This is a genomic window from Flavobacterium sp. W21_SRS_FM6 (genome assembly GCF_052119645.1).
GTDB lineage: Bacteria > Pseudomonadota > Gammaproteobacteria > Enterobacterales > Alteromonadaceae > Paraglaciecola.
Genome location: NZ_JBGQOM010000001.1, coordinates 598662 through 620001, shown reverse-complemented (window position 1 = coordinate 620001; position 21340 = coordinate 598662). Strand labels below are relative to the sequence as shown.

Below are 21340 nucleotides of genomic sequence, written 5' to 3'. Positions count from 1 at the left end.
TAAAGTAGTGTTTTGTTGGTTGAGTGGTTGTTGCATACCGCTGTGCTTGATGTGTTGAAACGCATTCACACTGAGACAGACAAAACACGCAATAAAGCCATAAAAACACCCTTACGTTTCAATGAGGAATTTTGAGGATTGAAAATAAGTTTTTTTCTACCTTATATGGTCATAGCTTGCTTAAATTTTTTATCGAAGGCGGGTGACTAAATGTCAAAATTAAAAGCAAGCTTCAGTGTGAGTAGTTTTGGAATTTACAAAGAATGGAACGAAAAATCCAAACAACTACCAGTGATTAAAGACTTTACCCTTAAAATTCCAGCAGTGCTTAATATTGAGTTCGGCTTTATTTTAAGGGTGATGAAAGGTAAGGGCTTAAAGCTCGATTACACCATTTATCATCCTGATATTCCTGATAAAAAAGGGCAAGTCATGGCGCCTTTTACGGGGGATGTTTATGTACGAAATAATGATTGGGAGTTTTACTTAGGCGACACCTTGTGGGAGCCCATTGAAGATAAAACAGGCGATTGGCACATGGTTATTGAATGTGATGGCAAGGTGATTGCTGAGCACACTTTCAGTGTTTTGGCAGAGTATGCCGATGGTGAAATTCAATTTTGGAAAAGACGCGGCTATTAATCATTTTCTAAATCAAAAATCCGTCGTTTGTTCAAAAGTGCTAAGGCTTCAATATGGCCAGGGTAGTCTTTGAAATACGCATCAAAGCAGCCATCTTGCATAATTTTGTGCAGTCCAAGGGTCATTCTTTGCGCTAATACGGTATTGTCTTTACTGACAAAAAAATAATTCAGCAAGTCATATTTTAAAAGCAGATCAGCTTCGATGCTCAGCTGTGGATTATTCAGCGCCTTTAATTCATCACTTACCTCTAATACCGAACGTGGGTAATAATCCACAATACCGTCACTCACTAGTTTATGTAAGTTAGGCTGCCAATCCATGGTTTCAACGGTTAATCCGGCATGCCGCATTTTGGCCACGTCGGGCCAGCCCGTGCCTTGAATGGCTGTTAGCTTGGCTAATTCGTGTAGATCTTTTATGGAAGAAAAACGGCTTTGATCCTGTCTGCGAATAACGAAAACCCGTTTACCTAACATGCCTTTTAGTAGAGGGACTTTAATGGCTAATGCTTGCGCTTCTCGGGCTGGCGTTGTGGTGGTCCACATGATGTCTGTTAAGCCGGATGTCAAGCTAGCAAACTTGCGATCGGTTGACATTGAAACAGGTAAAGTAACAAAGGTAACACTGCCATACTCATCAACGGTGTGTTCAATCACCAGTTTGAGTAAGCCTACAAAATAAGGTGAATAAGACTTAACCGATTGTGAATTGTCTTGGTAACGGATAAGCGTCTCGGCCTGAGCGACAGGAAGCGTTACGACCAATATGTATAAGAGCGCTGACAACAAATTAATTAGCACAGGTTTTCCTATTTAAGACAAAACAGCAGCAAAGTGCTTAGCCTGACTGCTATTTGAGTGTTAAGTAATCACAATCACTATAGTCGTTTTATCGCTGACTGAACATATCAGCACAGGGCATTGCACTTCTTTTTTGAGCTTGCACCTTAAACAGAAAAATAAGTGGTAATGCAGCTAAGGTAAAACACAGCATAATACGAGAGTCTTGCAGATAAACGAGGGTGGCGGCTTGTTGATTAACCAAGGTGTTTATAGTTTGCATACCAGCTGGGGTGCATACCAGCTGGGCTATCCGTATTTAAACCGCCTACTCCCCACATGTCCATGGCAGAACCGTGTTTTTCTTTCGGGTACGTATCCAGTAAAACCGATCGTGGTAAAGGCACTTAACTGGCGCCAAACTCCCCTTGTAATATACGAAATAGTACAATTTCTGTCAGATTTTGTGCGGCACCACACATCATCGATGCAACGGGAAACCCCACCACCGACCATTAAAACAGGCGTTTACGACCAAAGCGCGCCGATAAAAAAACGGTCAAAGGCATAATAATAGCTGCAGTAGCGATGTAAGAAGTCAGCACCCACGATATTGGCACTTGAGTAGCACCCATTGAACCCTGCATGTGGGGCAGGGCTACATTGGCAATGGTGGTATCAAGGGGCTGCATGTTGTTGGAGAGCACCACTGATACCGTGATTAAACTGCGGTTTGCTGGTGTTTCATTTGATAAGTTAGCGCTGTGTGCATGACTCATAAACTAGCGTTTGAAAGCAAAGCGTTCTCGTTGAATGCCCGTATTGATTTCGGTTTCGACACTTCATCGGGGCTGAGGTATTAGCGCAAAATGACGACATCAGATGTTCGTTGCCGAACAGATGAAGCAGCTTTAGCGCGCTAAGCTATAAATGAAACGCGTGTTCTGCCGATGTGTTTAGCATTGTCGGCCTGACAATTCATTTAACCTCCTTAAAGGATCTATTATGCAAAGCGCACCCAGTAACGTAAGTCAAAATGGCAAAGATCTTGATTCAGCAGCTGACACAGTGAAGTCAAACCTTTCACAAGAGTTTCATCGCTTTATTGCCGATGTTGAAGATTTAGTTAAAGCAACCACGGGTCTTAAAGGGGACGAATTACACCAAGCAAAGCAAAAAATGCAGCAGCGAATAGTCAGCGCAAAAGAGTCAATGGAACAAGCGGGAGAAAGTATTTCAACCCGCACTCGCAAAGCCGCTGAGACCACTAATCATTACGTACATGAACGGCCATGGAATGCCATTGGTGCAAGTGCCGCTATTGGTTTGCTAATGGGGTTTTTATTAGCTCGTCGTCACTAACATGAACGTGACTAACGACGCGATAGTTCAGTTAAAACAGGCCCTGCATAAACCTCAATTTTGTGTTTATGCTTGATGTATTAGGCCTTGTCGAGCGCCTTGGCGGGCTGGCAAAGGCCACGTTTAGTCAACTCGAATTGCATAGCCGCTTGGCCAAGATTGAGTGGGCCGAAGAAAAGAGTCGCCTACAAAGAATGTGTGTTTTTATCCTTGTTGCTGTGATTTTGTTGCTGTGCTTTTTATTGCTGACAAGTACGCTGATCATCGTATTGGTATGGAACACAGAGTATCGCCTTGGGATCATAGCAGGCTTATGTGTGTGTTACGCTCTAGGCTTTTTAATTTGTCTTTACGGGTTTATCAAATTGAGCGCCCAAAGCTCCAAAAGATTTGCTGCAACTCGACAAGAAATTGCTGCAGATATTGCCCTTATTGAGCGATATTTATGAGGGCCCGCTATGCGAAACACTGAACACATCTCTCTCGCCATGCAGCGTCAGTTGATACAACAAAAATTGCAGCGCAAACGTGCCGATATTGTTAATTTAATTGCCCCTCGGTCTTCACAACCTAGTCATTTTCCGCGAAGTTTCACCCTGTCTGTATTGAGTGGTAAAGCAGATGTTGGTTTAGTAGGAAGGTTTGCACAACAGCAATTGGCTGCGCAGTGTCCGCGTCTTATGGCGCTCAGTCACAGCCTATTCAGGCTGTTATTTCGCTACTGAAGACCCCGCGGTAAATGTTTAGCAACGCTACGCGGTTTAATTAACGGTTAAAGGTCGGAAAAATTAATACTTTGTTTTTAATCCGCTTTGTGGAAGTATCCGTCACACTTTTTAATGCCTCTGTGACTCAATTCGGATACATAAGCAATGAGCTATTTGCAACTCAGCTATTTACACTTAATCACTATCTTTCCAGCATTTATACTAGGTACGTATTTACTAATAAGCCGCAAGGGGAGTGCTCTTCATAAACAGTTAGGCAAAATATACATGTCGCTGATGTTGATTAGTGCAGTGATTACCTTATTTATGACCGCCACAATTGGGCCTTTATTTTTAGGGCACTTTGGTTACATCCACCTATTTAGTGTTTTGGTTTTGTATAGCGTACCTAGCGCATATTTTGCGGTGCGCAGCGGCAACATTAAACGTCATAAAATTAATATGATAGCTCTCTACGTAGGGGGCTTATTGATTGCGGGAAGTTTTACCTTTGCGCCAGGTCGGATGCTTCATACGTGGTTGTTTGCCTAAAAGAGCTTATAGGGAAAAGCGTTTTGCACCTTAAATCGTCGCCCAGTGATCAGGTCGTTCAACGAGTATAAAAAAGGGCAGCTATGCTGCCCTAAAAAGACGAGTATTTAATCTCTCCAGCGTTTGGTTAAGTCTTCGTAAGCGTCTATGCGGCGATCACGAAAATAAGGCCAAATGCGTTTGATTTTTTCCGTGCGTGCCAAATCTACATCAACCACCAGGTTCTCTTCTTTATCACTGCTGGCTTGCGCCAGTATCTCGCCTTGTGGGCCAGCGATAAAGCTTTGCCCCCAAAATTGAATACCTGCATCACCTTCAATCGGCGAGGCTTCAAAGCCGGTGCGGTTAGCCACTATAACCGGCACTGAGTTAGCAACTGCATGGGCGCGCTGAATAGTTTGCCATGCGCCATGTTGACGTTCTTGTTCTTCTTTAGTATCGAGCGGATCCCAACCAATGGCGGTAGGATAAAACAGCATGTCAGCCCCTTTCATGGCCATTAATCGAGCGGCTTCTGGATACCATTGATCCCAACATACAAGAACGCCTAGTTTACCAACACTAGTTTGAATAGGTTCGAAGCCTAAATCGCCAGGGGTAAAGTAAAACTTCTCGTAAAACGCAGGATCGTCCGGAATATGCATTTTTCGGTATTTGCCTACCATGCCCTCTTTACGGTCAAACACCACGGCGGTGTTGTGATACAAACCAGATCCACGCTTTTCAAATAAAGAGGTTACTAACACAATATTTAGTTCTGCCGCCAATGCAGCAAAAAAGTCAGTGGCAGGGCCTGGGATAGGTTCAGCTAAGTCAAAAAAATCGGTATTTTCGATTTGGCAAAAATACAAGGTACTGTGCAGCTCTTGCAGCATGACAAGCTCACAACCTTGCTCTGCCAGTGCTGTAATTTGCTCTTTACTGCGTTGCCAACTTAGCTGTTTATCGTTATTGGCGACGGCTTGCTGAACTAAACCAACTCGTAAGGTGGTTTTTTTATCGGTACCTCTGCTCATAGTTGGCTTACTCCCTCATTTAAGCGACTGATAATCTCAGGTTTTAACGTGTTAACGGGCACTTGCATGCTGATGCAATGCAAACTGCCAAATTGTTGCACTAAGGGCAAACAGTTAATCGGCACAATCTTAAAATCTGGGTAAGCTTGCTGCATAATGGTCATGGCAAGCGTATCTTCAGGCTGTTGATAGACCGGACACAGCACATGTTGATTGCAAATCAGATAATTTGCGTACGAAGCGGGTAAGCGGTCCCCCTCAGCGTTGTATATTGCCGGTAAGGGTAATTCAAATACCTGATGCTGGGGGAGTGCCGCTTTGCATTCATCTACTAAGGCCGCTAAACCAGCAAAATGTCCGTCATCAGGACGATTAAATGCTGATTGAATTACAAGCCCTTGCTGTAAGGTAAAGCGCACCAAGGTATCGATGTGGCCATCCGTATCATCACCTTCTAAATGCCCATGTTCAAAAATACTGACTTTCGTTGCGCCAAGTGCTTGTTTGAAAATGTCAGTATAACGCTCGAAAGATAGATCGCCATTGCGCTTCGGATTGCTTAAACAAAATTGTGTGGACAACAAATGGCCATTGTCATCTATTTCTAATGCACCACCTTCTGCGATGAGATCCACTGAAATTAAAGGCAGCCGGCACAAAGGCGCTAACGTTGTTCGGTTCACTTCATTGTCTTTGCGCGCATCGAACTTTTGTCCCCAGCCGTTGAAGTGAAACTCTACCGGTTGCATGCCTTGTTCACTTTGACAGCTCAGAAAACCGTAATCACGGACCCAGGTATCATTGTATTCAGTGGCAATAAGCAATACTTTGCCATCTTGGGGTAATAAGGCTTTACACGCCGCCAGTTCATGTTCTTTTACCAACAACAGCACACCAGTATTTGCGGCGTTTAACGCTGCGATAATATTGATGTAAACCTCGCGAACTGTGCTGAGCCAAGGGTGCCAATCAGTATCTGCGTCAGGCCACGCAAGTATGACTGCCTCTTGTTTTGCCCACTCTGGTAATAATCGCATTGCACTAGTCATTAAATGTTAATCCATCCAATTCAAAAAAATAGGGTTTGTGTCTTTAGTATAAAGTTTTGCAATGTAAAGTGACACTGCGATCACCCTATTGGTTCAAAACAATGACGATCTCAATTAGCTTGCTCGCTTTGTGGTTATCCGCTGCTTATTCAAATAAATAGGCAAGGGATACGAAAACACTGCGCGGCTCGCCTACAAAGTAGCGATAGTTTCCAAAGGCAATATCAGCCCTCTCGGCATAATATGTATTGGTTAGATTTAATAAGCGTAAGCTGAGTTTGAGTTCTGGGCTCAAGTAGGTACTCGCCCTAAGGTTAAGCAGTTTATGGCCCGCATAGGTGGCGGTGTTTTCAGGATCTAAGTAATACTTACCCATCGTTAGCCATTCTAGTTCTATTTGGGTTTGCTCCGATTGCCAGCCAAGCTGGGCACTGTCAAGTTGTTTGGGGGCGGTATCGATATCATTCCCTGCAATGTCTTCGCGACTGATGGTCATAGCTGTATCATAACGATGTCGTGCATAGGTACCCGCAGCCGCGATATACCACATAGGGCTCAATTGTTGGCGAAAAGTCAGTTCGATACCACGGTGGGAGGTACTGCCATTATTGATCACCTGTCTTTGGGTATCTTGCAAGATGACCTGGTCTTTTTCTAAATAAAATGCCCGTAAATCCAAATAGGTAGTGGCAGTGACAACGCGACCTCCCACCTCGAATGACTGACTTTCTTCAATGTCTAGGTCGGCGAGTTGTTGGTCATTTTGCAAGCGAAACAGTTCACTGGTTTGCGGGACTCGATGGCCTTCATTCCATTGGCTATATAAAGTGAAATCAGCATTTAATTGGTGTTGGATCGCCACTTTATGTGACCAATTGTTGTAACTCAAGTCCTGGTCGGCAGGGCGCACAAATCGGCAGTTTGTAATCGCCTCAGCACAGACACTTCCATCGCTTAATTGGTTGTTGTAATTCATACTCGTATGCTCAAAACGTAAGCCAGCAGTAAGGTGTGTGCGTGTACTCATTTGCCAACTTAATTCAGCATAAGGCGAATAAACGCCACTATTGACCTGATACTGGTAATGCATACCTTGTGGAATTGCGTCTGAAAATGGCTCTGCTTGGTACTCTGATGATTTTCCCCAAGTTTGGTCCCAATCAAAACCACTGAGTAGGCTAAAGTGATCATACTGTTGAATAAATTGACTGTGCAAGCCAACACTGTTATGAGAATTATCCTCTAAGGCTTGCCAGGGCAGGTAATGCTGTAAAAAAGCCATTTGATTACCACGAATATAGGGCGTGATGCTAAATTGGCTGTTGCTATCTACTTCATAGGTCCACCGACTATATGCTCTTAAAGAACGTGCATTCCTAAATGCTTCGGGGTTGGCATTTATGCGTCGAAGACTTGGGTCTTTATACACCTCAAACCCTTCAACAAAACCGGCAGTTTGCTGATTTAAATTACTCAGGGCGAGAACAGACTTCACTTGCCATTTTTCAAACTGACTTTGCTGGACCACATTTACTTTTTGTTGCTCATAGCCGCTCTCGTTCTGGTAGCCTCCATCTGTTGTGGCATTTCCATATACGAGCCACGCCTGATGATTGTTTTGGGTGCCCAGCTTAAACTTACCGCGGTAGTAATCGTGGGGACCTACTTCAAGGGATAATAAATTAGCGGTGATGTTAAAGGCATCAGGGCTGATGACATTGATTACGCCATGAACGGCATTACTGCCGTATAGCGCACTGTTTGAGCCAAGGACCACTTCAATCTGAGCTGCTTGTTCGCTATTGACATCGAATAATTGATTGGCGTTACAAAAGCCTGGAGCACGCAAAGCTATACCATCCTCAGCCATAAAAAAAGCACCACAACTTCCGGATCCTGTTAGTACCGGAGAGCGCAGGGCGGTCAGATGTTCTTGGCCATTACCGCGACTTATCCAAGCGCCGGCAACTCTAGCAAGCGCCTGTTGAATATGCTGTGGTTCAAGCAGGGCTAATTCATTTTCATCTAGCCACGCGATATTACCACTGAGTTGACCAAGCGTTTGGCTTTGCCGATTGGCTGTAACTGTAATGGTATCGATGTTTTGAGTCTCTGCTAAGGCGGGAGGAAGGATCCCGGCGCAAGCGAATAACATCAGCAATGAGTTGATTTTCATGTCGGTTAATTACGGCCAGTAACAAAAACGCGATCATACACAAGGCGCAGGCTTTACCCAATAAGCATTCACAACATGATGTTACTGCTTGTTAATGGCCCACTAATCAACAGCCGCAAACGACTGGTTTAGCGCTGGTTAACAGAATAGTTCGAAATATAAACAAGCAAAATTAGATTGATTACTTATAGGGCCTTTCTAAAACAGCTTGCGTTTCAAACGCTTAGCGCCTTCACAAAACTGCAACTTATTGTTTTACATGGTTTTTACTGATTTAGCACAATAAAAATACAGAAAGTTTGAGCAAACTACGTCATTACTATATTGCGGTTCAGCCCTTGAGGCGCCGTAAATGAATGTCATTAATCTGGAGATGCGAAAATGAAAAAACTGGTATTTATGGTATTTGCGTTAAGTGCGTTTGCAGCTAATGCAGGGATGAAAGGGTCTGAAGGTTATAAATTTGCAGGTGAAATCGCCTACGCAGATTTTTGTAAAGCAGTCGTGACCGATGATCTCAATTTACTGAAGCGAACTATCCGCAGTAAAGTGGGTGAAATTGCCCACTCAAGTAACCATGTATTGCGCAAGCTCATGTCAGAGGATGGCATGAAATGTAACAATACTGACTTACTTGAATTTTCAAAACAGCGTGAGGCAAAAGATGTTCAAGCATTCCTCAGTAGGGCTTTATAGTTTGCTTATGCCTCCTTATAAAATAGCCTGTCGAGCAGGCTATTTTTTTCTACCTACATTAGGGTAGTAATGCTGCCTTATTTATCTTGCTGTAAACAAGCAGGCAGCAGCGTTTTATTATAAATTAAGGCATAAGCAAATTGCTCTTGGCGCAGCGTTAGCTCGCTTTGATTCAACACTACATCCCCACTGTTTTGCATAAATATTAATCCGCACTGTTGTTCTATTAGGCTTAACTCATCGCGTTGTAAATCAATGCCTGGCAGTGTTGTGCCTTTGTTGCGTAAGGCAAGTAAGCGAAAATCTTGTCGCTTGATTGCTAACAGTGCGTCTGCTTTGGCCTCAGATTGAGTTTGCTGTTTGCGATTTTGCGAAGAATTTATGCTTACCTCATCGCCCTTCGGCGAAACAGAGCTTTGCTCACAAGCAGTAAGCCCTAAGCACAATAATACCGCTGCTACATCTATTCGCCCTTTACACACTCGATTTAACCTGCCTTGATATTCTAAAAAATACCAAACTGCTCAGTAAAGCAAGTAGCTGCCAATGCACGCTACCGCCACCGCTGCTGGATGTCGGTGTAATTGGAGTGGTCACTGGCAGAGGCGTAACGGTAACAGTTAGGTTGGCACTGCTGCTTAATTCACCATCACTGATGGTGTAGTTGATACTTTCCGTGCCAGAAAACCCATTCGCCGCTTGGTAACTGATTTGCTGATTACTGATACTTACCACGCCTTGACCACTGTAGCTAATATTTGTGATTATCAGAGGGGCATCCTCGATGTCAGAGTCATTTGCCAGCACATCAATCAAACTCGCCGTTGAATTTTGACTAACACTTACACTGTCGTTCTGCGCCACTGGTGCATCATTTACCGGCGTAACATTGATGCTCAGTGCAAAGTTTGCACTACTCGCGCTTCCATCACTCACGCTCACCGGAACAGTCAGTTCCCCGTTAAAGTTAAGATCAGGAATAAGCGAATTTCCATTTAAAGAATAGTTATTCCCGTTATTGACGGTCAAGCTGAAATCAGAGGGAAAGTTGGAATCTGGGTCGGATACCACGATATTGCTCAGACTTAACACGACGGTTGTATCTTCAGCGGTGCTAATACTCGATTGAGCCACTATTTCGGGCGCGTCATTCACTGGGATAACGGTTAACAGCAAAGCAAAGACTTCACTGTTACTACTACCATCATTGACTGTAAGGGGAACAGTGAGTTGCCCATTAAAGTCAGGATCTGGTATCACTTGGTTATCAACTAAAGAATAATCATTCCCGTTTTGTAAACTGAGTCTGAAGTCATCAGGATAAACAGAATCCGTATCTTCAACACTCAGGTCGGCAAGGGTTATCGTGCGACTTTCATCTTCATTTACGCTGAGGGCGTTTTGCCCTATCACAATTGGCGGTGAATTCGCTTCTACGGCGCTAATACTTAGATTGGCATTATTAACGGTGTAAAACACATTATCACTGCACTTAAGCATTAGCCTTGCACTGTTAGTTGATACATTAGGCACGGTAATCATTTGCTCGCCGCTGTTAGCCACCTCTACCGCAAGGGGGATATCAAAGTCACTATTGCTGCTGGTCCTCATTAAGATATCTACTGAAGTACAGCTAAAAGGGCTTAGGTGAGTGTCAGCAACATTCCAACGTAAGGTTTGCTGCGATAAGCCAAGCCAGGATTCACCAATATCGGGGGAGGTGATGGCAAAGCGTTGTGAGTTGTTCACCACATTTACCGTTACATCACTGCTGTTCACACCGCCTTTATTGTCTTTCACAGTAAGACGTAGAGTGAGAGTGCGATCAGTGCTTGGGTAGACTTCACCGGTGACCAATTGGTTATTCACCACGCTATTTAATTGCGGAAAGTAACGAGCAGAGCTCGTTGAATCAGGAAAAGAGCGAAATAAGGGATTGGTGCCATTGTCGGTGCGCATTGCTGTGCCATTAACTGTGCCACCATCCGCCCCGCCAGGGTTGACTTGGTCCCAATTAAAAAGCAGCGCATCGTTGTCGTCGTCAGATGCTTGGGCATCAAGCATAAAAGGGGTATTTGCCGGTATAGTGTAACTGCTTGGCCCCGTTGTAATTTGTGGGATAGCATTGTCTTGTGTCACAACAGTTCCACAGGAACGTCCGTTAAAGCCGTCCACATAATCTCGAATTTCTTCGATGGAGCCTCCGTGAAAATACGGGTCGGTGTCATTTTGGATATTTTGACCGCTACACAATCCCGCGTAAGACATGATGGTAGATCCACTGCCAGGTTCAAAAGCACTTTGGTCAGCACGTTGGCTTGCGTCACAGTTACTTTGATCTAGGGCATTAAACGTGTGCCTGGCGCCTAATTGATGGCCCATCTCATGAATAACTAAGTCAATATAAAAGCGTTCACCAGTGGGGTTATTAGAGCCCGTTGTGCCCCACGCTTTAAAGCTACTTTTGCACACCACACCTATTCCAGCCAAGCCACCACCAGTGGTGGTGAGTAAATGGCCAATGTCATAGTTACTTGAGCCAATTAAATTGTCGAGGGTGGTTTGGTTACTTTCAATATCACTAGCGGCGTTATTATTGGTATAAGGGTCGGTACTTGCATTGGTAAAAATTACCGCTTCGCTGTCGACTAATTCAAACTGCACAGCCAAATCGGTAAGTAAAATTTGGTTAATTCGATTCACTAAAATCATCGATTCGGCCACCACATTAGCGACACTACCGCCAAACTTTTGGGTGTATTCACCTGTGGCACTGATGGCTAGTCGGTAGGTGCGAATTTGGTCGCCGGTTGGCGCGGCTTTTTGCGCTAGTTCGGGGGCATCATTGGTTTGCTCAAGGCTTAAAAAGTCAGCACCCTTTTGAGCCAGTTCGCTGGCAGATTCATCAATGGCGTCCTTGTAGGCATACACCATATAGTCGTCAGTTGAGCTTTTTAATTGTGGCGATAGCAACAGCCACTCATTATCAACGCGGTAAAAGCCAAAAAAACCTTGTGGACTGAGACTGAAGCGGCCGTAATTATTCGCATTGTCGACTTGCTGGCCGCTATAAGTCATTAGCTCGGGGTATTTATTGGCCAAAGTCGTAGACAAAATAGGCGAGGGGCTTAATGAAAATTCGACCGATTCGCCATTGGGTAAAGGGACAGACAAGGTATGATTTTTATTGAGACTGGTGCGCATCTGCGTCAAGTTTTCGCGATTAATAATAAGATAGCGAGCGTTAAGTGCGGTGGCTCGTAACTCAGAAACGTGATGATCGATTTGACGATTGTTAGCCGATTGATCATGCCAAAGGGTATTCTGTGCTGTGGCTAACTGGCTCGAACACAAGGCGTAAATTGATAAAAAAGTAGCAATAGGCTGGGTTAATCTCATCATAAACTCATTTTAATTTGCCAAAACACTGTTTATTTATACTTGGCACAAGGTGAAATGTATTACATGTTCGCTTTACACCCGGTTAATATGAGTGTTGCTCTGCATGTATTTGGCTGGTAAAAGCTCAATAAGTTTCACTGCATCAGCCTTTTTATAAAATCTTGCAATGCGGCGATGGCTTCCTCAACATGTTGCTGCTGCTGTTCTTGATTAAGCGCAAAATCTAGTCCCAAAACGCTTTTGGTATGAAACTCGCCTTTTAATGCGTTAAAAAATACCAGTGCACTTTGCATGGCTTGTGATTCAGTAAGTGCGCCTTGGTGAAAACGTAAAAAGCATTGGGCTAACATTGTCATATTGTGTTGAGGGCCCGCTTGATAAAATAATTCAGCGGCTCGTGGGTTGCTGCTCACTTCACCAATGACAATGCGATACAATGCAATCACTTGACTGTCGTGTAATAAGCGAATGATTTGCAAGCCAATTTGTTGCAAGATGTCTTCAAAACGTCCGCTTTCATGTTCTAGCTGTTGACTATCTAATTGATAATCTTTGCACTTGGCATTAATCACGGCCGTAAACAGGGCTTCTTTATTGCTAAAGTGAGAATATACCGTTTGTTTTGACACCGCTGAGTGTTTGGCTACCATGTCCATGGAACAGCCGCTAAATCCCTGCTCTAAAAATAGCTCACCCGCAGCCACTAAAATCTGCTTACGTTTTTGGACACTTTTAGGGCGTCCAGCCTTACCGACAACAAGCTCTGTCAAAATCTTCTCCATCTGCTTAAAAAACTTCTTCGCAGTTTTATGATTAATCTGTATTCTATTATCAAACTAGACGGTCTAGTATTTATTTTGCTTTTACTATACTTGCTTTGACATGAGAATTTTATGAATTCGTTTTACAGCACACCACTTAAGACCAATAAATTGGTTTTTTTACTCATCGTTAGCGCGTTTTTTATCGCACTGATTATTCTCTTATGGTTCTCAGGTAGAGGCCAGGTTGCGGTAATGCCAAGCTCATATTCCGTGCCTGTGGTAGATGTTATGTCAATCCCTCTCACGCAACAATACTCAGAACGTCGAATTGCGGTGGGTCAGGTTGAGGCAAATCAGCTTTCAGCCTTGGGTTTTGATCGTGGCGGTAAACTTGTGCAAGCCCTAGTGGATGAGGGGCAAAGAGTTGAATCCGGCCAGTTAATGGCCCAATTAGACGATAAACGAATGGGGGTCAACCTAAGTGAAATCAATGCCACTTTGGCCAGAGTGGAGGCAGATTTACGCCTAGCGAAGTTGTCTGAAAATCGAGTAGCAGACTTGGTCAGTAAGAAGTTGGAGTCTAGCCAGCGGCTCGACGAGGTACGTGAAGCAACAGCCGCAGCATCGGCTTTGGTGAAAGAAGTGCAAGCACGTAAATCGACGGTAAAACTAGAGCTAGATAAAACCCGCTTGTATGCCCCTTTTACTGGTGTTGTTATCAGCCGTGTTGCAGACATTGGCACGGTGGTCAATGCCAGTCAGCCAGTTTTTATGCTCCAGCAAGAAAACCAATTACAGGTTCGCTTTGCGTTGCCAAGCACTGATGTCCAGGACTATTCCATTGGGCAAAATGTCGAATTATTTTGGGGTGACGTAACACTGCAGGCCCAAGTTAAAGCGATTGGGTCTCAACGTCACTCACGTACCCGAACTGTTGATGTGTTGTTTACGCTACAAAACGAACACCGGCTATTAAAGGGTGATTTAGTAAGCTTGATACAGCAAAGGCAGGTTAAACAACGTGGCAGTTGGGTCCCCAGAACCGCTTTAATCAGCGGTGTTCGAGGCCTATGGAGTCTTTTTGTGGTAGAGACTAATGCTCAGGGTCTCAGCGTGTTGGTGTCAAAGCTGGTGGAAGTACATTACACCGATGAGCAAAAAGCCTATGTTAGCGGCGCGCTAACTCAGCCTGCCCAAGTTGTTGTTGATGGTGTGCACAAATTGGTGCCTGGTCAACAGGTTCAGATCCAAGATTTCATGCAGCAAAGCCATGAGGCTGCGTTATGAGTGTGCCAAAAACCGCACCTTGGTACAGCTTGTTTTATCGCAATAAACATTTATTAGTGCTGAGTATTTTGGTGTTGTTAGTGGCAGGTTTGTCTGCCGTTATGAATTTACCACGTTTAGAAGATCCGCGCATCGATACGCGTAACGCCTTAGTCATCACGGCTTATCCTGGGGCTTCAGCAGAACGCGTTGAAGCCTTGGTAACTGATGTCATTGAAGATGAACTGCGTCAGCTTTTTGAAATCCATGAGATCAAATCCACGTCGCGAGCGGGTATTTCAATTATTGTTCTAGAACTACAGGCATGGGTTGACAACTCGTCAAATGAGCAGATTTTTTCAAAAATACGCCAGGCGCTAAGCGACGCCCAAAAAGCGTTTCCGGCAGGGGTATCAGAGCCAGTTTTAGATGAGCGCCGCGGTGCTACCTCATTTACCTTGTTGCTGGGGTTAAAACCTACGGCAGACCTTGCAACATCAATGACGATTGTCAGTCGTATGGCTGATGAACTCGCCGATCGTCTACGCAATGTTAGTGGCACTGAGTTAGTCAGGACTTATGGCGAATTAAATGAAGAAATTAAGGTCATGATCGATCCCCATGAATTACATGCTGCCGGTTTGACTATAGCGCAGGCTAGCAACGCGGTAAGTCATGCCGATCCAAAGGTGCCCGCAGGTGTGTTGCGGGGCAGTGTGCAAGACGTGCGCTTACAAATTGCCGATGAACTCGACAGCGTAGAAAGAATAAGGCAGCTTCCACTTAAGGCAAATCCACAGGGAGGGTTGTTGCGTGTGGGAGATATTGCCACCGTGGAGCGCGGGTGGCGTACCCCAGTTGACGACATTGGCCTCGTCAATGGCGAAAAAGTGGTGTTTGTCGCGGTGCGCATGCAAACCACCGTAAGGGTGGATACATGGACGAAAAATGCCAAGGCAGCAGTCGAGGAGTTTAATCAACAATTTGGCGCAACGGTGAGCGCAGATATTGTTTTTGAACAAAACATCTATACCGATGCCCGCTTGTCGCAATTAGTGCAAAACTTGCTGATGGGCTGTGTGGTAGTGATGGTCGTGGTGTTATTTTTTATGGGCGTACGCGCTTCTTGGATCGTCGGCTTATCGTTGCCATTGTGTGCCAGTTTTGTGCTGTTTTCATTGAGTTTTTTTGACGAACAAATTCACCAGATGTCTATTTTTGGGATCATCATCGCTATCGGCTTATTGATTGACAATGCCATTGTTATTACCGATGAGATCCGAGCAAAATTGGCCCATAATAATGTGTCGCGGCTTGAAGCCTTAGTCAGCAGCATTCGCCATTTGTTTGTTCCCTTATTGGCTTCTACACTGACTACCATTTTGGGTTTTATGCCTATTTTTCTCTTGCCGGGCAATATCGGAGATTTTATCGGCTCTATTGCTATTAGCGTAGTCATGGCGTTGCTAGGCTCGCTATTTATTTCATTGACTATTATTGCCGCGCTGGCAGCCAGATTGTTACCCAAAGGAAAAGTCAGCACAAGTCGCCATTGGTACCACCAAGGCGCGCAATTGCCTCATGTAAGCCAACGTTTTAGACAAATTTTAGAAAAAGCCCTAAGACGTCCTTTACTAGGGATTAGTCTTAGCACCCTGATTGCGGTATCAGGCTTTGTTTTAGCAAGCCAGCTGGGCAACGTGTTTTTTCCTAGCGCTGATCGTGATCAGTTTGAAGTGTATTTGTGGATGCCTGAGGGCACGGCCATTGAACAAACCGAAAAGCTGGCCTTGCAAGCTGATGAATTTATCAGACGTCAAAGCGGGGTGCGGCAAGTCACGTGGTTGGTGGGTGGCTCAAGCCCATCTGTGTATTATAACCAAGTGATGAATCGTGATAATTCTCCCCACTTTGCCAATGCGGTCGTGACGGTTGAGAGTGTTGGGCGCGCTAAAAGGTTAATAGGCGAATTGCAACACTTGTTGGACGAGCAGTTTACAGAGGTGAAATTTGTGGTGCGGGCCTTTGGCCAAGGCCCTCCCATCAGCGCGCCGGTGGGCTTTAAAATTCTGGGGCCAGATCTTGATATGCTTAATCAACTAGGCGAGCAAGTCCGTTTTGCGATGTCTCAGGTCCCGGGTATCAATCAAACTATCGCCTCTATTACCCTCGGTGAGTCTGAATTAGTGCTTGATACTAATCGAGATACCAGCCAACTTGCTGGTTTGTCTTTAGTCAATATCGCTGAGCAGTTACAAATGGCCCTTGATGGTAAACTCGGTGGCTCAATTTTAGAGGGCACCGAAGAAGTGCCTATTCGGATTAGGGTCGCTCAGCAGCACCGTAATACAGTGTCTGCTATTCAAGCCCTGCCTCTGTATCAAGGTAATCAAGCGGAGTCTGAGACATATGCACGTTTGACCGTCGCCGCTTTGGGGGAGTTTACCTTACGCCCCAGTGTTGCTGCAATAACGCGCTTAAATGGAGTTCGAGTCAATAATGTTGAAGCGTTTCTACTGCCAGGCGCCACTGCAATTGATGTAAGTCGCAAGGTGCAACAAAAACTTGTTGAATTAAATTTCACCTTACCTAAGGGCTACGAATTTAAATTGGCGGGTGATGCCGATAAACAAAAAGAGGCCTTAGGGCAGTTAGCGACCTATGCTCCTGTTCTTCTTGTATTGATGATAACAACGTTAATTCTGTCCTTCAGTAGCGTGCGTTTAGCATTGTTAATTGGCGTCGTGGCGGTGTTGTCAGTTGGTTTAGGTATGCTAAGTCTTTGGCTGTCTGGTTTACCGCTGGGGTTTAATCCGCTTTTAGCTTGTGCAGGTCTGATTGGTGTGGCCATTAATGGTTCAATTGTAGTGATTGCCGCGATCAATGCTAATCCCCTTGCTAAAGCGGGCAATGTGCAGCACATTGTGCAAGAAGTGATGGGCTGTAGTCGGCATATTCTATCAACGACAGTTACCACAGTGGGTGGCTTTGTTCCTTTATTATTGTTTAGTGACGGGACGTTTTGGCCGCCTTTAGCGGTGGTGTTGGCTGGCGGGGTAGGGTTTTCTATTATATTGTCACTCATTTTCACACCACTTGTGGTGGCAGTGATGTACCGAGCAAAGCAAACCAAGATGCCACTTGCTGCGTAACCCTTATTGATAGGTTAGCTAGGCCTAATGTTAGACAAACATAAACATAAAAAACCGTGGTGGCAGACAGACTGTAGATACTGTCAACGCTGGCGCATGGTCATCCTATGGGGCATTATTATGTACTTTGTATTCACCTACTTTTGGCTGTAAACAATGCAAGAGCTAATAGAAATTCGCCGTGCAGCTAAACGCAATGTGTTCACGACCACAATAATCGGTGTGTTTGGTTTGTTGGTCGCTAGCCAGTTGCTTATTTGGTTGCCCAAGAGCGCCTATTTAATTGGTATATTGTTAACCAGTTTTTCTATTGTTACTTTACTGGTGGCTTTTTTTAAATTTCGCGAACCCTTGCACAGTTTTGTTTTATCACGAAAAACGTTGTACTTTCAGCATAAAAGTGGCCGATGGCAACTAGACTGGAATAATGTACAGCGCATGGGCGTCCCCCGTGTTACTAAAGGTTTAGACTACCAAGAGTTGTCTATGGTGGGCATTAAACTGAAGTCTTATCAGCCGTTTCTAGCCCATATCTCTCCTCGTTTGATAAGCCATATTTTGATGGAACAGCGACCATTGCTGCTTTACGGTCAAGACCGTGAGCAATGTAATACAGGCAACTGCTACGGGGCTGATTTATTAGAGGATGATTATTACAAAGACGCCGAAGGTAACACTTACAAAGGTATTCAAGCGATGTTGGCTAATCGGATGCAAAAGTTACGCATGCGTTTGGGTTTTGATATTTTTATCGCGGCAGGTGAGTTAGATCGCAGTGAACATGAATTTGTTAAACTGCTCAAACAATGTCAGCAACATGTTTTGGTAGACCATACAAGCCATATCTGAGCGCATTAGTTGGGTAACATAATGGGCTTTGCATGCACCTTATTAAACACGGCTAAGCCATAGGTTGTGCAACAAGCTACCACCTCAGAGTGAATTAACTTAATATGGTTAGCAGAGCTAAGATGGCTATCCTTTGGTTAGGTAAGTTAATTCAATCAAGGGTTTGCGGCCATGCATATGCAAAATCCTGTAGCTTGGAATAAAGTGAACTATGCAAAGCCAAGAGTCGCCAATGACAAGACGCATTAAAATAAATCAAAAGTTACTCTATTTGCTTTTGAGTATTTTTATTGTTGGGCTATTGGTTGCTGGTTATGCCGATAAACGTCAATCAGCGGATAATCAGCAGCACATACAGCAACAGTTACAATCACGCCTTGAGCTTCTTAGTGAAACAGTCAGTGATTGGATAACGCTGTATCAGTATGGATTACGTGGCTTGCGAGGAGCCGTGGTAACCACTGGCATGGAGCAATTTAACTACGCGAATATGCAAGCCTACAGTGCTTCTCGGGATGTTGGCAAAGAGTTTCCTGGTGCCAATGGCTTTGGGGTGATTCGCTATATTGACCCCAGTGAGCAAGAAAATTTTATTGCTTTTGCCAGACAAGACCGCCCCGACGGTATCTTCAACATACGGCAATTGCAACGTCATACCGACACGCTATTTATCGTTCAATATATAGAGCCTGAGGCAAAGAATAAAGCGGCTTTGGGCTTGGATATTGGCTCAGAATCCAACCGTCGCCATGCTGCGCTGCAAGCCGCCATTCATAATGACGTTCGGCTAACTGCCCCAATCAAATTGGTACAGGCAAATGACGAAACCGCCTATGGTTTTTTAATTTTAATGCCTATTTACGCAGCAAATGCCGGAGAGCTCACTGAATCACAGCGTTTGGCGAATATTCAGGGGTGGTCTTATGCCCCCATTTTTGCTGATGATGTATTAAACAGTTATATCGCCACTCAAAATGATGTTGCCCTGAGCATTAAAGACATCACGGATGGCGAATCAAAGCTGTTTTATCAATTTGGCAAGATGGATGATGAGACTGCGCAGGCCGCTTTAGTGACTCAAACCATTGGGCTTTATGGGCGTCAGTGGCTATTAGAACTGAGAGCTCAACCCGAATTTGTTGAATCTTTACTTTTGCCAGCCCCACATCAGGCGTTTTTTACGGTCATGGGGTTAAGCATTTTAGTGATTTTGCTGGTGTTAACCTTGTATTTAGTTACTGCTCGTATCAGGCAATCTGCTGAGCATAAAACCGAACTCTCTCGGGTAAAACAACATACCTTGCAAGAAGCTAATATTGCGCTTGAAAAAGAAGTAGCCAATAGAATGAGGGAGATTTCTCAGGCTAACGTTTTGCAGCGCAGTATTCTCGAAAGTGCCGCTTACGCTATCATCACCACTGATGTAGATGGGCTTATTACCGGGTTTAATCCTGCAGCAGAGTCCTTGTTGGGGTATGCAGCACAAGAGTTAGTCAATACCCATACCGCCGCTCTGCTTCATATTAGTGAAGAAGTCGTTACTAAGGCGCAACAGTTAAGTGAAGAATTTGGCTATCCAGTTGAACCAGGCTTTGAAGTCTTCGTAACTAAAGCCCGTCGTGGCGGGCCAGATGTGAACAAATGGACTTATGTTCATAAAAGTGGTCGCCATATTCCCGTGCGCTTAACAGTGACAAGTTTATTTGACCACCAACAACAATTATTTGGCTTTTTGGGCATTGCGTATGACCTGACAGAGCAATTAGAACATGAGCGAGTGTTGGCTCAAGCAAGGGAGCAAGCTGAGCAAGCTAATCAAGCAAAATCGAAATTTTTAGCCAATATGAGCCATGAAATTCGTACGCCTCTGAACGGTATTTATGGCACTTTGCAAGTTCTTAATAAAGATGTTGTTAGTCTTCAAGGTAAAGCCTTACTAAAAAAGGCCATGTATTCCATTAAGGGACTCAACATTATAATTAATGACATTCTCGATTTTTCTAAAATAGAGGCGAATAAGTTGGTGTTGGAACAAGGTGGGTTTGATCTGCACGAACTGCTTGAATATCTTCAATCCGACTTATCTATGCTGGCAAATACAAAGCATATCGAGTTTGCGATTTTGAACCAAGTTGATCATCCCTATTGGTTAGGCGACCCCACGCGAATAAAACAAATATTATTAAACTTAGCGGCGAATGCGATTAAATTTACTGAGGCGGGCAAGGTGCAATTAAGTGTTTGTCACGATGCCGTTAAAGCAACACTGGTGTTTGAAATTCGCGATACGGGTATCGGGATTAATGCAGAACAATTACAGCGATTATTTCAACGTTTTGAGCAAGCCGATAGCTCAACCACCCGTAAATTTGGTGGGACAGGGCTAGGTTTGTCGATTACCTACTCCTTAGTCAATTTGATGGGGGGAACGATAACGGTTGCAAGTGAAGTTGGCAGGGGCTCTGTATTTACTGTGACTTTACCGTTACAGCAGGTTTTAGAGCCTGTTGCACAGCCTCAGGATATTGAGGCTGAAGCCTTTGATTTCAGCGGTAAGATCATACTCGTTGCTGAGGATAATGAAATAAATCAGATGGTTGTTCAAGCTATGTTGGAGCCTACTCAAGCGACGTTAATCTTTGTTGGCAACGGGCTTGAGGCTATCAACATAGTACAAAAGCAGCACATTGATATGGTGTTGATGGATATCCACATGCCGCTGATGGACGGAAGGGAAGCCTGTAGAGCAATTAAAGTGGAGTATCCGGCCTTACCGATTATTGCGCTCACTGCCAATGCGATGAGTGAAGACATTGATGCGTATGAGCAACTAGGCTTTGATGGTTACCTTGCCAAGCCTGTCGAGCTAAGGCTGTTACTCATAAAGTTACAACAAATTTTATTCCCTTAGGCTAAATGAATTCG

General features: G+C 44.4%; 20 protein-coding genes. 10 read left to right on the top strand and 10 right to left on the bottom strand.

Annotated features, from left to right (window positions below; all coding sequences use genetic code 11):
• Positions 1 to 210: 210 nt before the first annotated feature.
• Positions 211 to 642: a DUF3859 domain-containing protein gene (locus tag ACEN2L_RS02775; RefSeq protein WP_441741615.1), complete on the top strand. Its 432-nt coding sequence runs from the start codon at positions 211 to 213 to the stop codon at positions 640 to 642.
• Here the strand turns inward: ACEN2L_RS02775 and ACEN2L_RS02770 are convergent.
• The 4 genes from ACEN2L_RS02770 to ACEN2L_RS02755 all read right to left on the bottom strand — a co-directional run bounded on the left by ACEN2L_RS02770 (position 639) and on the right by ACEN2L_RS02755 (position 2203).
• The gene (locus tag ACEN2L_RS02770) at positions 639 to 1445 is read right to left on the bottom strand and encodes a substrate-binding periplasmic protein (RefSeq protein ID WP_441741614.1); all 807 of its coding nucleotides are present in this window, start codon (positions 1443 to 1445) and stop codon (positions 639 to 641) included. The two genes, ACEN2L_RS02775 and ACEN2L_RS02770, sit on opposite strands and share 4 nt — an antisense overlap.
• Before the next feature lie 88 nt (positions 1446 to 1533).
• Positions 1534 to 1707, bottom strand: coding sequence for a hypothetical protein (locus ACEN2L_RS02765; protein ID WP_441741613.1), 174 nt, complete (start codon positions 1705 to 1707; stop codon positions 1534 to 1536).
• Positions 1682 to 1831, bottom strand: coding sequence for a hypothetical protein (locus ACEN2L_RS02760; protein ID WP_441741612.1), 150 nt, complete (start codon positions 1829 to 1831; stop codon positions 1682 to 1684). Before ACEN2L_RS02760 ends, ACEN2L_RS02765 begins: the two co-directional genes overlap by 26 nt.
• 108 nt (positions 1832 to 1939) lie before the next feature.
• Positions 1940 to 2203: an MFS transporter gene (locus ACEN2L_RS02755; protein ID WP_441741611.1), complete on the bottom strand. Its 264-nt coding sequence runs from the start codon at positions 2201 to 2203 to the stop codon at positions 1940 to 1942.
• A gap of 226 nt (positions 2204 to 2429) precedes the next feature.
• Here ACEN2L_RS02755 and ACEN2L_RS02750 point away from each other — a divergent pair, with 226 nt between their 5' ends.
• The 4 genes from ACEN2L_RS02750 to ACEN2L_RS02735 all read left to right on the top strand — a co-directional run bounded on the left by ACEN2L_RS02750 (position 2430) and on the right by ACEN2L_RS02735 (position 4045).
• Entirely contained in the window at positions 2430 to 2786 is a 357-nt protein-coding gene (locus tag ACEN2L_RS02750) for a DUF883 family protein (RefSeq protein ID WP_441741610.1), read from the top strand.
• 68 nt (positions 2787 to 2854) lie between these two features.
• Positions 2855 to 3235 (top strand): phage holin family protein, encoded by a 381-nt coding sequence (locus tag ACEN2L_RS02745; protein WP_441741609.1) that lies wholly within the window; start codon positions 2855 to 2857, stop codon positions 3233 to 3235.
• A 9-nt stretch (positions 3236 to 3244) separates the two neighbouring features.
• A complete protein-coding gene (locus ACEN2L_RS02740; protein ID WP_441741608.1) occupies positions 3245 to 3511 on the top strand; it encodes a hypothetical protein in 267 nt (88 codons plus the stop codon).
• Positions 3512 to 3658: 147 nt separating this feature from the next.
• Positions 3659 to 4045 carry a DUF2306 domain-containing protein gene (locus tag ACEN2L_RS02735; protein WP_306021272.1) on the top strand — a complete coding sequence of 129 codons (387 nt, stop codon included), beginning with the start codon at positions 3659 to 3661 and terminating at the stop codon, positions 4043 to 4045.
• A 107-nt stretch (positions 4046 to 4152) separates the two neighbouring features.
• Here the strand turns inward: ACEN2L_RS02735 and ACEN2L_RS02730 are convergent, their stop codons facing one another.
• From ACEN2L_RS02730 to ACEN2L_RS02720, 3 genes are all read right to left on the bottom strand, one after another.
• A complete protein-coding gene (locus ACEN2L_RS02730) occupies positions 4153 to 5061 on the bottom strand; it encodes a carbon-nitrogen hydrolase (protein ID WP_306021273.1) in 909 nt (302 codons plus the stop codon).
• Complete coding sequence (locus ACEN2L_RS02725) at positions 5058 to 6098, bottom strand: agmatine deiminase family protein (protein WP_441741607.1); 1041 nt, start codon at positions 6096 to 6098, stop codon at positions 5058 to 5060. The genes ACEN2L_RS02730 and ACEN2L_RS02725 overlap by 4 nt, the downstream gene beginning before the upstream one ends.
• Positions 6099 to 6255: 157 nt before the next feature.
• On the bottom strand, positions 6256 to 8286 hold the full coding sequence (locus ACEN2L_RS02720; protein WP_441741606.1) for a TonB-dependent receptor: 2031 nt from the start codon (positions 8284 to 8286) through the stop codon (positions 6256 to 6258).
• Positions 8287 to 8667: 381 nt separating this feature from the next.
• Here ACEN2L_RS02720 and ACEN2L_RS02715 point away from each other — a divergent pair, with 381 nt between their 5' ends.
• Positions 8668 to 8982 carry a hypothetical protein gene (locus tag ACEN2L_RS02715; protein WP_306021276.1) on the top strand — a complete coding sequence of 105 codons (315 nt, stop codon included), beginning with the start codon at positions 8668 to 8670 and terminating at the stop codon, positions 8980 to 8982.
• A gap of 77 nt (positions 8983 to 9059) precedes the next feature.
• Here the strand turns inward: ACEN2L_RS02715 and ACEN2L_RS02710 are convergent, their stop codons facing one another.
• The 3 genes from ACEN2L_RS02710 to ACEN2L_RS02700 all read right to left on the bottom strand — a co-directional run bounded on the left by ACEN2L_RS02710 (position 9060) and on the right by ACEN2L_RS02700 (position 13154).
• Positions 9060 to 9464 carry a hypothetical protein gene (locus tag ACEN2L_RS02710; RefSeq protein WP_306021277.1) on the bottom strand — a complete coding sequence of 135 codons (405 nt, stop codon included), beginning with the start codon at positions 9462 to 9464 and terminating at the stop codon, positions 9060 to 9062.
• Positions 9457 to 12384 (bottom strand): reprolysin-like metallopeptidase, encoded by a 2928-nt coding sequence (locus ACEN2L_RS02705; protein ID WP_441741605.1) that lies wholly within the window; start codon positions 12382 to 12384, stop codon positions 9457 to 9459. Before ACEN2L_RS02705 ends, ACEN2L_RS02710 begins: the two co-directional genes overlap by 8 nt.
• Before the next feature lie 134 nt (positions 12385 to 12518).
• Positions 12519 to 13154 carry a TetR/AcrR family transcriptional regulator gene (locus tag ACEN2L_RS02700; protein ID WP_441741604.1) on the bottom strand — a complete coding sequence of 212 codons (636 nt, stop codon included), beginning with the start codon at positions 13152 to 13154 and terminating at the stop codon, positions 12519 to 12521.
• 123 nt (positions 13155 to 13277) lie between these two features.
• Here ACEN2L_RS02700 and ACEN2L_RS02695 point away from each other — a divergent pair, with 123 nt between their 5' ends.
• From ACEN2L_RS02695 to ACEN2L_RS02680, 4 genes are all read left to right on the top strand, one after another.
• A complete protein-coding gene (locus tag ACEN2L_RS02695) occupies positions 13278 to 14435 on the top strand; it encodes an efflux RND transporter periplasmic adaptor subunit (protein WP_441741603.1) in 1158 nt (385 codons plus the stop codon).
• Positions 14432 to 17566 carry an efflux RND transporter permease subunit gene (locus tag ACEN2L_RS02690; protein WP_441741602.1) on the top strand — a complete coding sequence of 1045 codons (3135 nt, stop codon included), beginning with the start codon at positions 14432 to 14434 and terminating at the stop codon, positions 17564 to 17566. The genes ACEN2L_RS02695 and ACEN2L_RS02690 overlap by 4 nt, the downstream gene beginning before the upstream one ends.
• A gap of 156 nt (positions 17567 to 17722) precedes the next feature.
• Positions 17723 to 18415: a DUF2982 domain-containing protein gene (locus ACEN2L_RS02685; RefSeq protein WP_441741601.1), complete on the top strand. Its 693-nt coding sequence runs from the start codon at positions 17723 to 17725 to the stop codon at positions 18413 to 18415.
• 232 nt (positions 18416 to 18647) lie between these two features.
• Positions 18648 to 21326 carry a CHASE domain-containing protein gene (locus tag ACEN2L_RS02680; RefSeq protein ID WP_441741600.1) on the top strand — a complete coding sequence of 893 codons (2679 nt, stop codon included), beginning with the start codon at positions 18648 to 18650 and terminating at the stop codon, positions 21324 to 21326.
• Positions 21327 to 21340: the final 14 nt, after the last annotated feature.